The 11,966-nt window shown below is 70.8% G+C and carries 14 protein-coding genes; 10 read left to right on the forward strand and 4 right to left on the reverse strand.

Features of this window, described 5'->3' with window-relative positions; translation table 11 throughout:
• Positions 1-114 precede the first annotated feature (114 nt).
• Together AB0A69_RS04965 and AB0A69_RS04970 are read left to right on the forward strand one after the other, a co-directional pair.
• Entirely contained in the window at positions 115-639 is a 525-nt protein-coding gene (locus AB0A69_RS04965; RefSeq protein WP_361415428.1) for a hypothetical protein, read from the forward strand.
• A gap of 192 nt (positions 640-831) precedes the next feature.
• On the forward strand, positions 832-1,983 hold the full coding sequence (locus tag AB0A69_RS04970) for a saccharopine dehydrogenase NADP-binding domain-containing protein (protein ID WP_361415430.1): 1,152 nt from the start codon (positions 832-834) through the stop codon (positions 1,981-1,983).
• Between the two features lie 12 nt (positions 1,984-1,995).
• Here the strand turns inward: AB0A69_RS04970 and AB0A69_RS04975 are convergent, their stop codons facing one another.
• Both AB0A69_RS04975 and AB0A69_RS04980 read right to left on the reverse strand, forming a co-directional pair.
• Complete coding sequence (locus AB0A69_RS04975; protein WP_361415432.1) at positions 1,996-2,685, reverse strand: endonuclease V; 690 nt, start codon at positions 2,683-2,685, stop codon at positions 1,996-1,998.
• 50 nt (positions 2,686-2,735) lie between these two features.
• Positions 2,736-3,164, reverse strand: coding sequence for a hypothetical protein (locus tag AB0A69_RS04980; protein WP_361415434.1), 429 nt, complete (start codon positions 3,162-3,164; stop codon positions 2,736-2,738).
• A gap of 236 nt (positions 3,165-3,400) precedes the next feature.
• Between AB0A69_RS04980 and AB0A69_RS04985 the strand changes: the two genes are divergently transcribed.
• The gene (locus tag AB0A69_RS04985; RefSeq protein ID WP_361415436.1) at positions 3,401-3,703 is read left to right on the forward strand and encodes a YciI family protein; all 303 of its coding nucleotides are present in this window, start codon (positions 3,401-3,403) and stop codon (positions 3,701-3,703) included.
• A 39-nt stretch (positions 3,704-3,742) separates the two neighbouring features.
• On the opposite strand, the gene AB0A69_RS04990 is transcribed toward AB0A69_RS04985, so the two are convergent.
• On the reverse strand, positions 3,743-4,858 hold the full coding sequence (locus tag AB0A69_RS04990) for an oxidoreductase (RefSeq protein WP_361416787.1): 1,116 nt from the start codon (positions 4,856-4,858) through the stop codon (positions 3,743-3,745).
• A gap of 215 nt (positions 4,859-5,073) precedes the next feature.
• On the opposite strand from AB0A69_RS04990, the gene AB0A69_RS04995 reads away from it, so the two are divergent.
• The 7 genes from AB0A69_RS04995 (at position 5,074) to AB0A69_RS05025 (ending at position 11,583) form a co-directional block, all read left to right on the forward strand.
• The gene (locus AB0A69_RS04995; RefSeq protein ID WP_361415438.1) at positions 5,074-5,490 is read left to right on the forward strand and encodes an SsgA family sporulation/cell division regulator; all 417 of its coding nucleotides are present in this window, start codon (positions 5,074-5,076) and stop codon (positions 5,488-5,490) included.
• Between the two features lie 315 nt (positions 5,491-5,805).
• Complete coding sequence (locus tag AB0A69_RS05000; protein ID WP_361415440.1) at positions 5,806-7,449, forward strand: ATP-binding cassette domain-containing protein; 1,644 nt, start codon at positions 5,806-5,808, stop codon at positions 7,447-7,449.
• 128 nt (positions 7,450-7,577) lie between these two features.
• Positions 7,578-8,552 (forward strand): acyl-ACP desaturase, encoded by a 975-nt coding sequence (locus AB0A69_RS05005; RefSeq protein WP_361415442.1) that lies wholly within the window; start codon positions 7,578-7,580, stop codon positions 8,550-8,552.
• 210 nt (positions 8,553-8,762) lie between these two features.
• Positions 8,763-9,065: a hypothetical protein gene (locus tag AB0A69_RS05010; RefSeq protein ID WP_361415444.1), complete on the forward strand. Its 303-nt coding sequence runs from the start codon at positions 8,763-8,765 to the stop codon at positions 9,063-9,065.
• Positions 9,058-10,287 (forward strand): hypothetical protein, encoded by a 1,230-nt coding sequence (locus tag AB0A69_RS05015; protein ID WP_361415446.1) that lies wholly within the window; start codon positions 9,058-9,060, stop codon positions 10,285-10,287. Before AB0A69_RS05010 ends, AB0A69_RS05015 begins: the two co-directional genes overlap by 8 nt.
• 19 nt (positions 10,288-10,306) lie before the next feature.
• Positions 10,307-10,990, forward strand: a complete 684-nt coding sequence (locus AB0A69_RS05020; RefSeq protein WP_361415448.1) for a hypothetical protein — start codon at positions 10,307-10,309, stop codon at positions 10,988-10,990.
• Positions 10,991-11,307: 317 nt separating this feature from the next.
• Positions 11,308-11,583, forward strand: coding sequence for a hypothetical protein (locus tag AB0A69_RS05025; protein ID WP_361415450.1), 276 nt, complete (start codon positions 11,308-11,310; stop codon positions 11,581-11,583).
• A gap of 2 nt (positions 11,584-11,585) precedes the next feature.
• Here the strand turns inward: AB0A69_RS05025 and AB0A69_RS05030 are convergent, their stop codons facing one another.
• Positions 11,586-11,843 (reverse strand): WhiB family transcriptional regulator, encoded by a 258-nt coding sequence (locus tag AB0A69_RS05030; RefSeq protein WP_361415452.1) that lies wholly within the window; start codon positions 11,841-11,843, stop codon positions 11,586-11,588.
• Positions 11,844-11,966: the final 123 nt, after the last annotated feature.

Here is an 11,966-nt window from a genome sequence, read left to right on the forward strand (position 1 = left end):
CAGCACTGATGCTAAGAACACGTTCCACTGCGCACAAGGCCTGTGGACAACTCCCCTTCGGGAGCCGACCGGCCCGGTCCGGTTCCGGCCCAACCCGCTTGCTAGGTTCGCGACATGCGCATATCCGGCCGTTGGCCCCTCGCCCTGCTCGCCGCGCCCGTGGCGGCCCTGCTGATCTCCTGTTCCGGCGGCGGTGAGCCGGCCGGGGGCCGGGCGACGACCACGGCCACGGCCACGGCGGCACCGGAGCACGGAGCGGCGGCCCCTGGGGCCGGCACGGAGGCGGACGCCGCTTCCTCGGCCACCGGCTCCGGCTCCGGTTCCGACCGGGGGCCCGAGAAGGTGCGCGACGCCTTCGCCGGGCTCCAGGCCACGCTCGGCGACAGCTGCACCCCCGGCAACTGCGCCTACTTCCTCGACCGCGTCCACGAGGAGCTCGACGGCCTGGACCGTGCCATGAAGGCGGACCCCAAGGGCCCCGGCCACTTCGCCGAACCCATCGCGTGGATCGCCGCGCTGCGAACCTCCCTCAAGGGCGACACCTCGTTCGACAACCTCAAGAAGCACCAGAGCGAGCTGATCGGCACCCGCGACCGCATCAACGTCTGGATGCAGGACCACCCGGACGATTACCGCTGACACCCACGCTAGCCTCTGCCACCGACAACAGCGCGGCACGCACTGCACGCGTGGGGCTCCTGGGACGCGGAGGGCTGGATGGACAGACGGGACAGCACGGAACGGGCGCAGGGGGCACGCGCGCACGAGGCCCCGGCACAGGGCGCCCGAGCGCACCAGGCCCCGGCACATGGCACACGCCCCTATGACGTCGTGCTCTTCGGAGCCACCGGTTTCGCCGGGGAGCTGACCGCCCGCTATCTGGCCGCGCACGCGCCCGCGCACTGCCGGTGGGCGCTCGCCGGGCGCAACCGGGACAAGCTGGAACGGCTGCGTGAGCGGCTCGCCGCCGACAACCCGGCCTGCGCCGAGCTGCCCCTGCTGCACGGCGACGCCGCCGACCCCGGGTCCCTGCGCGAACTCGCCGAGTCCGCCAGGGTCGTGGCCACCACCGTCGGGCCGTACATCTGGTACGGCGAGCCCCTGGTGGCCGCCTGCGCCGAGGCGGGCACGGACTACGTGGACCTGACCGGCGAAGCGGAGTTCACGGACCTGATGTACGTACGCCATGACGCGCGGGCCCGCGAGACCGGCGCCCGTATCGTGCACGCGTGCGGCTTCGACTCGGTGCCGTACGACCTCGGCGTGTACTTCACGGTCCGGCAGCTGCCGAAGGACGTGCCGCTGCGCGTCGACGGCTTCGTCCGGACCAACGCCTTCTTCTCCGGCGGAACCTTCGCCTCCGCACTCACCGCGATGGGGCGCGGGCGCCAGATGATCCGGGCGGCGCGGGAGCGGCGGCTGCACGAACCCCGGCTGGTGGGGCGCCGGGCACGGGCGCCGCTGGCCGGCCCCCGGTTCAGCCGCGAGACCGGGGCGTGGGCGCTTCCCCTGCCGACCCTCGACCCGCGGATCGTGGAGCGCTCGGCGACCGCACTCCCCCGGTACGGGCCCGACTTCCGCTACCGCCACTACGCCGCCGTCCGCACCCTGCCCATGGCGCTCGGCGGAGCGGCGGCCGTCGGCGCGGGCGTCGCACTCGCGCAGGTGCCCGCCGTACGGCGCTGGCTGATGGAGCGTTACGAACCGGGGAGCGGCCCCGACGCGGAGCGGCGCGCGCGCAGCTGGTTCAGCGTGCGGTTCGTCGGCGAGGGCGGCGGACGGCGGGTGTTCACCGAGGTGGCGGGCGGCGACCCGGGCTATGACGAGACGGCGAAGATGCTCGCCGAGTCGGCGCTGTGCCTCGCGTTCGACCCGCTGCCGGAGACGGCCGGCCAGGTCACGACGGCCGTCGCGATGGGCGACGCGCTGCTGGACCGGCTGCGGGCGGCGGGCATCGTCTTCCGGGTGGCCGATGCCCGCTGACCGGAGGCACGCTCAGGCCGTCGCCTCCTTCAGGGCGCGGCGGCACAGGGCGTCGGCGCGGCGGGTGGTCTCGGGGATGCGGTAGCGGGGCGTCAGGTGGAGGGTGTGCGCGCAGGCGTTGTCCAGGGTGACGCGGTGTCCTGCCGAGACGAAGACCGGCTTGACCGCGTCCTGGGTGCGCAGCGCCCGGCCGACCTCCTCGCCGTCCGCGAGCAGCGGGCTGGACGCGCCGCGCTGCGACGCGGGCTGCTCGTACGCGAAGGTGAAGGGGTTCTTGGCGACGCCGATGACCGGGCGCCCGGTGAGGACGCCGAGGTGGCTGGCGAGCCCGAAGCGGCGCGGATGCGCTTGGCCGTATCCGTCGCAGACCACCACTCCCGGGTCGGCGGCGAGGGCGTCCAGGGCGGCCAGGACCGCGGGGATCTCGCGGAAGGCCAGCAGGCCGGGGACGTACGGGAAGGAGACCCGGCCGACCGCGGTGGCCTCGTCGACGACGTCGAGGGTGCGGGCGTCGAGGACGACGGCCGCCGCGGCGACGAGGTCGCGTTCGTCGTCGTAGGCCACGTCGACACCGGTGACGTGGCCGGTGCCCGGGGGCGGGCCCGGCTCGTCCAGGACGACGCGGCTGCGCAGCTCGTCCTGGACGGCCAGGGCTTCGGTCTCGTGGGCGGGCCAGTCGGCGGGCACGGGGATGATCGTCATGATGACGGTCACCTTACGGCCGTCCGCGCGCCGGGGGCCCGGGGGTCGGATCAGTACCAGGGCGTGGAGGCCAGGTCGTGGCCGTTGCAGGAGAGGATGGCCCGGGAGAGACGGCCGTTCAGGTTGTTGGCGATCTTGGTGTAGGCGTAGTTGATGCCGGGGTCGACGCTCTCGGAGACCCATCCCCCGCCGTCGGCGCGCTGGGCGACGGCGACGCAGCCCTGGGGTGCGTTCTCGATGCGGGCGAAGGAACCGCACTTGGAGGAGTAGAAGTACTTGAGCGTGATGCCGGAGGCGCCGGTCGTGTACTTCAGCGCGAAGGTGCCGGAGCAGCCCGAGACGGTCGGGTACGAGCCCTCGTAGGCGTAGGCACCGTAGTTGCCTCCGCTGTACGAGGCGGCCTGGGCGGTGAAGGGCGAGAGGGCGACGGCGGTGACGGCACCGGCGGCGGCCAGCAGGGTCTTGGTGATACGGCGCATGGTCCCTCTTTCTGCGCTGTTCGTGGGGCTGGAGCGTGAAGCGCGCTCACCGTAGGGCGGGAGGGGGCGATTCCGGACCGGAGGGCGGGAGGTTCGGCCGAATTTCGCCCATGCGTGGGATGTATCTGCGGATATTCCGTGACGTATCACCTCGTTAGAGGGGGCGATTTTCGGTCACGCCTGAGTTATCCACAGCCCCCGAGGGCTTGTCGGCGGAGGCCGGTAGCCTGGCGCACATGTTCGTACTGGAATTGACCTACACGGGGCCGCTCGAGGCCGTCGACGCGCAGCTGGACGCCCACATGGCCTGGGTTGACGAGCACTACGCGTCGGGTGTCTTCATCGCCTCCGGCCGGAAGAACCCGCGCGACGGCGGCGTGCTGCTGGCCGTCGGGGACGACCGCGCGCACATGGAGAAGATCACGGCGGCCGACCCCTTCGTCACGGCCGGCCTGTGCGAGTACCGCATCACCGAGTTCATAGCGACCAGGACCGTGCCCGAGCTCGCCGCGTACCGCCAGCAGCCGCTGTCGTCCTGAGCCGCCGCGCCCCCGCCCGGGCGGGGGCGCGTAGATCCGTCAGGGGTGGGCCGGCCGCTGCAGGCGCGCCACCCGGCCCCTTTCGCCCGAGGCCCAGCAGCCCCCGTCGGCGGCGCAGTCGACGGTGTCGTACGCCCCGGAGTCGACCGTGTGCCAGGTGCGGCCGCCGTCCGTGGTGAGGTCCGTGCCCGTCGGGCCGACGGCGAGCGCGGCGGACCGGCTGCGCGGCAGCCAGGCCACGCCGGAGCGGTAGGCGGGCGGCGGGGTGTTCGCCTGCCGCCAGGAGCGGCCGCCGTCCGCGGTGACCGCGGCCGCCTGCGGGGACGGCTGCCCGGTCCGGTAGTCGCCACCTACCGCCAGGCCGTGTGTCCGGTCCCGGAAGGCGAGGGCGAACACACCGCGCGCCGGGTCACCGGCCGGGAGGGTGGAGTCGGCGACGGTCCAGTTCAGGCCACGGTCCGACGAGTGCAGTACGCGGGCGGTGGCGCCGCCTCCGGTGGCCAGCCAGACGTCTCGCGGGCCCGAGCTCACCAGGCACTGTCCGCTCGCGGCGAAGGCGGCCTCGCCGGGCAGCGCGGCGGGCATCCCCGCGTTCGGCAGGACGTGCCAGGACCGGCCGCCGTCGCGGGTCGCCAGGATGCGGTACCAGCCGTCCACCGGGTCGCTCACGGCGAGCCCGTGCCGGCGGTCGAGGAAGGTGACGCAGTCGTAGAAGGCGCGCGGGTCGGTGTTGCGGAAGGACTCGGCCCAGGTGGCGCCACCGTCGTCGGTGCGCAGGATCCTGGACGCCTCACCCTCGCCGATCGCCAGCACCACCGCGCGGCGGTGGTCGAACGCCTCGATGTCGCGGTACTCCAGCGCCTCCCCGCCCGGCGGCGACACGTTCCGCCAGCTGTGGCCGCCGTCCGCCGTGCGCAGCACCGTGCCCCGGGAGCCGGCCACCCACGCACCGGTACGGCTGACGGCCGCGAGGCCCCGGAACCGTACGTCCGTACCGGTCGGCCGCGGGGACCAGACCGGAGCCTCGTGGACGGGTTCCCCAGCGCGTTCCCGAGCGTGTTCCCGGGGCGCCTCCCCGGCCGGCGTCGCTTCGGCCGGGGCGGGCGTCGCCCGGGCGGTGGGCGGCGCGGCGGTCAGGGCCGCGGTGAGGGCCACGCTGAGTGCCGCCACGGCCAAGGCGGCCCCCGGGGTCACTCCGCTGCGTCCTCCCGACCGCACCGTTCTCACCGTTGGTCTCGTCTTCCCCATGGGCGTCATGGCGGTGGACGGTGACACAGGTCACGCCACTCGTCAATGCACGCCTTGGCCGAATCCATCGTCCTCACCCGTGTAAGGAGACGTACCCCAAGCCACGTGTGAGGGAGCAGGCCTTGTCCACCGTCATCGAGCAGGCCGTGCAGGCCCGCCTGGTCGCGTCCGCGCCCTGTATGGAGACCGTTTCGGCCACCCTCCGCTACGACCGGAAGGACCCGTTCGCCGTACAGATGGCGTTCCCCGCCCCCGCCACTCTGGAGGGCACCGAGGTGGCCTGGGCCTTCTCGCGGGAGCTGCTGGCCGCCGGCGTCGACCAGCCGGCCGGTCTGGGGGATGTCCGCGTCCGACCGTACGGCTACGACCGCACGGTCGTGGAGTTCCACGCGCCGGAGGGCGTCGCGATGGTGCACGTGCGCACCTCGGAGGTGCGCCGGTTCCTCCAGCGGGCCCAGCACCTCGTACCCACCGGCTGCGAGCACCGGTTCCTCGACCTCGACGAGGACCTGTACGAGCTGCTGCGCGACGCCCGCTGACCGGCGCTCCCGCGCAGCCACCCGTAATTCCGTTGCCGCCCGGAGCCGTCCGGGCGTAGCGTCCTTCCCGGCCCTTGTCGTCGTCGATCGGAGTAGGACGTTGCTCGTCTGAGGTCTCGAGACACCGTGTCGCACCCCGCGTTCTCGGCGGTGTGCGCACTGATGTGTGCGACCTCGGCATAGAGCCGTACGCGCTGCGCCAGCCGTACGAGCCGGACGAGCCGTCCCGCGACAGCGACCGCCACTGCACTGCCACTGCCCGCGGTGTCTCACCCGTTGCCCCACCCCTTTTCCTCATGCAACCGGGAGACCCGTATGTCTACCTTTCCCGCCTTTATCACCTGCACCGACCTGTCCTTCTCCTGGCCGGACGGCACCGAGGTGCTCGACGGTTTCCAGCTCGCGGTCGGCCCCGGCAGGACCGGCCTGATCGGCCTCAACGGCTCCGGCAAGTCGACCCTGCTGAAGCTGATCGCGGGATACCTGACCCCGTCCGAGGGCTCGGTCCGCGTGGCCGGCGAGGTCGGTTACCTGCCGCAGAACGCCACCCTCGACACCGCCCTCCGCGTCGACCAGGCCCTCGGCATCGCCGCCACCCGCGCCGCGCTGCACGCCATCGAGGCGGGGGACGCGAGCGAGGAGCACTTCACGGCGGTCGGCGACGACTGGGACGTCGAGGAGCGGGCCCGTGCCCTGCTCGACCAGCTCGGCCTCGGCCACATCGGTCTGGACCGCACCATCGGCGAGGTCTCGGGCGGCGAGTGCGTCCTGCTGCGGCTGGCGGCCCTGTTGCTGGCCGGGCCCGATGTGCTGCTGCTGGACGAGCCGACGAACAACCTTGACCTGTACGCGCGCCGCCGCCTGTACGCCGCGGTGCGGTCCTGGTCGGGCGTCCTGGTCGTGGTCAGCCACGATCGCGAACTGCTGGAGCTGGTGGACCGCATCGCCGACCTGCGGGACGGTGACGTGGCCTGGTACGGCGGGCCGTACTCCGCGTACGAGGAGGCCGTCGCCGCCGAGCAGGAGGCGGCCGAGCGCATGGTGCGGGTCGCCGAGGCCGACGTACAGCGGCAGAAGCGGGAACTGTCGGAGGCGCACATGAAACTGGCGCGGCGCAAGCGGTACGGGCAGAAGATGTTCGACAGCAAGCGCGAGCCGAAGATCGTCATGAACGCGCGCAAGCGGGCCGCCCAGGAATCGGCCGGAAAGCACCGCATCCTGCACACCCAGAAGCTCGCCGAGGCCAAGGAGCGGCTCGACGAGGCGGTGGAGGCGGTCCGGGACGACGACGAGATCCGTGTGGAGCTGCCTTACACCACGGTCCCGCCGGGCCGCGGCGTGCTGCTCCTGCGCGACCTGGAGCTGCGGTACGGGGCCCGGGTCAGCGGCGAGTGGGAGTTGCGCGGCCCAGAGCGCATCGCGCTCGTCGGGCGCAACGGCGCGGGTAAGACTACGCTGCTGCGCACGATCGCCGGGGAGCTGGAGCCGGTGTCGGGCGAGGCGGTGGCGCACGTCCCGCTGCGGTTCCTGCCCCAGCGGCTCGACGTACTGGACGACGACCTGAGCGTGGTGGAGAACGTCGCCCGCTTCGCCCCCGAGGCCACGCCCAACCGCATCCGGGCCCGACTGGCGCGCTTTCTGTTCCGGGGTGCGCGGGCCGACCAGCCCGCCGGGACGCTCTCGGGTGGCGAACGGTTTCGGGCCTCGCTCGCCGCGCTGCTGCTGGCCGAGCCGGCGCCTCAGTTGCTGCTGCTGGACGAGCCGACGAACAACCTCGACATGGCGAGCGTACGGAAGCTGACGGCGGCGCTCGACGCGTACGAGGGGGCGCTGATCGTGGCGAGCCACGACATGGCGTTCCTGGAGTCGATCGGCATGACGCGATGGCTGGAAATGGACGGCGAGCTGCGTCCGGCAACACCGGAATCTGTGGCTCCGTCACCCGAATGGCGGGCGTGACCAGGGCATATGACCTACCGTAACGACCCATGACCCGACCCGGGCTTGGCTGGGGCTTACGGTGCCCTTAACCTACGGTCTCGTAACCTACGAAGCCGTAGGTATGTCACGTCCCCAGGAGTAGCCGCATGACCCTCACCTCTCCCCACCTCGGCAGTTCGGAAGCGTGGACCGACGCCCGACTGCTGTACGCCCTGGAAGAGGTGGTCGAGAAGGAGCTCAACCGCCATCTGAAGGTCGTCAAGGACTGGATGCCGCACGAGTACGTGCCGTGGTCGGACGCCCGCAACTTCCCCGGCCTCTTCGAGGACGGCGAGGCCTGGGATCCGGAGCAGTCCAAGGTGTCCGACATCGGCCGGATCGCACTGGTCGTCAACCTGCTCACCGAGGACAACCTCCCGAGCTACCACCACGAGATCGCCACGCTCTTCGGCCGTGACGGCGCGTGGGGCACCTGGGTGCACCGCTGGACCGCGGAGGAGGGCCGGCACGGCATCGTCATGCGCGACTACCTGCTCGCCTCGCGCGCGGTCGACCCGGACAAGCTGGAGCAGTTCCGGATGGCGCACATGAGCGAGGGCTTCGAGTCGGACAACCGGCACTCGATGCTGCACTCGGTCGCGTACGTCGCCTTCCAGGAGCTCGCCACGCGCATCTCGCACCGCAACACCGGCCACCAGTCCGGGGACCCGGTCTGCGACCGGATGCTGGCGCGCATCGCGACCGACGAGAACCTGCACATGGTCTTCTACCGGAACCTGCTGGGCGCCGCCTTCGAGCTCGCGCCGGACCTGACCATGCAGGCGGTACGGGACGTGGTCGTCAACTTCCGGATGCCGGGGCACGGCATGCCGGGCTTCGAGCGGGCGGCCGCGCAGATGGCCATCGGCGAGATCTACAACATGCGCATACACCATGACGACGTGCTCCAGCCGGTGCTGCGCTTCCTGAGGGTCCTGGAGATCGACGGGCTCGGCCCGGAGGGCCTGAAGGCGCAGGAGGAGCTCGGGCTGTACATGGGCGGCCTGGACGCGGAGGCGCGGAAGTTCGACGAGAAGCTCGCGGCGCGCAAGGCGCGGCTGGCGGCACGCGCGGGCGGCTGACGCGAGCCCTCCGGGAGCATGCGGTTCGAGCGGCGCCTCCGTCACCTGCGACGGGGGCGCCGCGCACGCGTGCGGCCCCTGCGGGCCCCGTGCCGCTGACGTGCAGACGTACGGAGAAACGTTCCCCATCGATCAGCTGGGCCACGACCACCACCCGGGAGGGTTACGGCGTTTCGGCGCATTGCTGCAGATCTGCCAGGGTGGTCCGCCATGGACCCGCATCTCCGTGTCGATCATGACCAGTTGGGCCGTTTCTCCCGTGCGTTGGGCGAATCGCTGACCTCCCTCGCGGAGGCCAGACGCGCGCTGGAGCACGTACGGGCCGATCAGCTCGGCACGCCGGAACTGGACGAGGCCTGCGACGGCTTCCAGGACCGCTGGAAGTACGGCGCGGAGCAGCTCGGCGTACGGATCAAGGCCGTGCACGAGGGGGTGCGGCTGAGCCACCAGGGGTACGTGCAGCTCGACCACGCGATCGCGTCGGCGTTCCGGGCGGTGGGCCGCCGTGACTGACGCCGCCTTTCCCCACTTGGGCTGGAACCCGGCGCCGGGGAGTCCGGCGGAGATCGCCGCGCTCCGGTCGAAGCTGACGTCCTCCGCGGCCGCGCTGGGTACGGCGCACCGCCTGGTGCGCCGGCTCCTGGGCGAGAGCTCCTACTGGGCGGGCGAGGCCGCGGACGCCTTCCGCGAGGCCCTGGACGGCGAACTCCCCCGCTACCTGGGCAACGCGCACCGCTCCCTGACGAAGGCGGCGGACCGCCTGGGCACCTGGCACGACAGCCTGGTCTCCTACCAGACGACGGCCGGCCGCTACGAGACCCAGGCGGCCCTCCACACGAAGTCCCTGCGCACCGCGGAGTCCACCCACGCCGCGACCACCTCCCGCGCGGACGCCTCCCCCTCCGACCTCCACGCCGCGACGACAGCCCTCACCGAGGCCCGCGAAGCCCTGCACCACGTCCGCCGCCTCGCCCGCGAGCTGGAGGAAACCCACAGGGCGGAGGCGGCGCGTGTGGCGAAGTGCCTGAACGAGGCGACGGACCGATTGGCTCCGGAGGAGCCGGGGGTGTTGAGCAAGGCTCTCGACTGGATCAGCGAGGACCTCGGCGATGTGCTGTCCGACGCATCCGCTGTCATGGGCTTCGCCGGCCTTGTGCTGGGGGTTGCTTTTCCACCGGTTGGCCTCGGTCTGATGATCCTCGCCACCGGAGCGAGCATGGGAGCGCTGGCCCTGCATCTTTCGAACGACAAGGTGCGCACCTCACTGCGAGATGGCTTCACCAAGGGTGAGTTCGACGCCGACTTCTGGGACAACGCCGTCACTCTCACCGGCGATGCCCTTGGGTCTGTCCCAGGTGTTGCGGCCTTGGCACAGGGCGCTAAGGCAGTTCGTGCGAGTTCTGCCCTGGCCGGGTCTGAATCCCTTGCTGGTGTGGGAGCAGGAGCACGCGAGTTCGCCAGCGCTTCCAAGAGTTCGATGGATGAACTCCGGAACATCGAGAATCCTCTTACGGAGTGGGCACTCCGAGAAGCACACCCAACGGTGAGAAGCAGTGTCAAGTACGGCGTGCCGGCGACGGGCGCGGTGACTGCCGCCAGCCATTACTCATCCCTCGACGAAAACGACACGGCCTCGAACGCGGCTACAGCAGTCGACGGTGTGAGAGTCGCCGTCGAAGATGCCCCGACATCGGCGGCCAGGATCGCGTACGCATGGGCCACGCTCTCCCGTTGACAGACTGTAAGGCGGTTTCATGAGCACGAAAGACAACGCTCCCCCGGTCTGGTTTCGGTTGCCTCCCGGTTTCCACTCCCTCGAAACCATCACTGACGAAGGCCTTATGCGGGCCGTCACCTCAGTCGTTACGCCACTGCTGGGGCAATCCCCGGAGGCCGACCAAGCGTTGCGGGACGCACGCGTGTTGACGGAACTCATTACGGCACTGTTCGAACAAGGGACCGCTTTTCTGGCTTTCGGCCTGCACCCCGATGGCGCCCACGGAGCATGCATGTCACTCTTCTCGCTCTCCACGATCAGCACAGCGGCTCCCTCACCACACGTGGCCGCGGCTCGTACGGGCATCACACTGGCCGACTCGTCCGCATGGCGAACACGGAATTGCAGACTTCTCGAGCTGCCCAGCGGCATCCCCGCGGCGATGGTCGCAGGGACGTTGGCCCCTCCAATGGACCTCGTGCAGCGTGCCGGGATCTCACCGCGGGCGGGCGAAGTATTTCAAGCCCGCATCGCGGTGCCGTACCCGAGCGGTTCTCATGTCGTGGTGGCCGACTTGGCGAGCGCGGCCACGCGCCATGCGGATTCCTACACCGACATCCTTGAGGGGATTGCTCACACGTTGTCGTTTTCGCATCCCGAAGACGACTCCAATGCGGCAAGTGCGGCACCTACTTCACGACTTCTGGAGTTTCTCACGTGACACCACCACCGACACCGGTACCCCTACTGAAGAGGGCCATTGATCACGCACCGACGATTCGGGGGCATGGCCACCTAGTGATCAAACGCTGGGCCTGGCTCTTCTTCACAGCCAGTCTGGCGGCGGTCTCCTTCTATGCATGCATCGCATGGAGATCGATCGGGCTCACCATCATGTGCGTGCTCTTCTATCCGCTCATGCTGCCACTGGCAATGGTGGCGCTGCGACAGACGCAGCGCGTAAAGGCAATCCTGGGCACGTACCCCTGGGTAGCGTATCCGTGCTCATATCCTCCGCGGTCGCTGGAACGGCCAGTCGTGATCCGCATCCGGTTCAGTGAGCATTACGCACCCACCCTCCGGATCACGCCCTTCTCGGTGGAACTGGCCCGCAAGCAGAACCCGCAGCCCGACATGGTCTGGTTCGCCGGGGACCCCCGCTACGGCGGCGTCGTCTCGCCCGTCGGCGGGCACTACCCCGTGCGAGTCGTGCCCGAGGACATGGGGGACGGCGTGCCGGGCGGAGCCCCCGGGGATGACGTGCTCGCGGAGCAGGCCGGTCTCGTCAAGGGCGGCAGGGCTCGGCGGAGGTAGGTTCAGCGGCTGCTGCGCTTCAGCGCGTGCCGTTCCTTCTCCGAGAGGCCGCCCCAGACGCCGAACCTCTCGTCGTGCGTGAGCGCGTACTCGAGGCAGGCCTCGCGGCCCTCGCACGCCGCGCACAGGCGCTTGGCGTCGCGCGTGGAGGAGCCCGGGTCCGGGAAGAAGAGCTCCGGGCCCGTCTGGGCGCAGAGGGCGGTCTCCTGCCAGGAGAGTTCGTGGTCGATCGTGGTCGAGGCATTGGTGTGGATCGGCATGGCGAACACGCTGCCCCGGTGGGATAAACGACGCCTCAACGGATGATCAACACGGCGCACCGCGGGTCGCTCCTCGTCAGCATGGGCTTCCGTGACGTGATCGGCAAGGGCGCCATGCCGTGT

It is taken from the genome of Streptomyces sp. NPDC045431 (genome assembly GCF_040646655.1).
In the GTDB taxonomy this organism is placed as follows: domain Bacteria; phylum Actinomycetota; class Actinomycetes; order Streptomycetales; family Streptomycetaceae; genus Streptomyces.

What these genes read in the sequence shown, in the direction of transcription:
- AB0A69_RS04965 (WP_361415428.1), top strand. Translation starts at nt 115, where the DNA reads ATGCGCATATCCGGCCGTTGGCCCCTCGCCCTGCTCGCCGCGCCCGTG.
- AB0A69_RS04985 (WP_361415436.1), top strand. Translation starts at nt 3,401, where the DNA reads ATGTTCGTACTGGAATTGACCTACACGGGGCCGCTCGAGGCCGTCGAC.
- AB0A69_RS05010 (WP_361415444.1), top strand. Translation starts at nt 8,763, where the DNA reads ATGGACCCGCATCTCCGTGTCGATCATGACCAGTTGGGCCGTTTCTCC.
- AB0A69_RS05030 (WP_361415452.1), bottom strand. Translation starts at nt 11,843, where the DNA reads ATGCCGATCCACACCAATGCCTCGACCACGATCGACCACGAACTCTCC.
- AB0A69_RS04975 (WP_361415432.1), bottom strand. Translation starts at nt 2,685, where the DNA reads ATGACGATCATCCCCGTGCCCGCCGACTGGCCCGCCCACGAGACCGAA.
- AB0A69_RS05020 (WP_361415448.1), top strand. Translation starts at nt 10,307, where the DNA reads ATGAGCACGAAAGACAACGCTCCCCCGGTCTGGTTTCGGTTGCCTCCC.
- AB0A69_RS05000 (WP_361415440.1), top strand. Translation starts at nt 5,806, where the DNA reads ATGTCTACCTTTCCCGCCTTTATCACCTGCACCGACCTGTCCTTCTCC.
- AB0A69_RS04980 (WP_361415434.1), bottom strand. Translation starts at nt 3,164, where the DNA reads ATGCGCCGTATCACCAAGACCCTGCTGGCCGCCGCCGGTGCCGTCACC.
- AB0A69_RS05005 (WP_361415442.1), top strand. Translation starts at nt 7,578, where the DNA reads ATGACCCTCACCTCTCCCCACCTCGGCAGTTCGGAAGCGTGGACCGAC.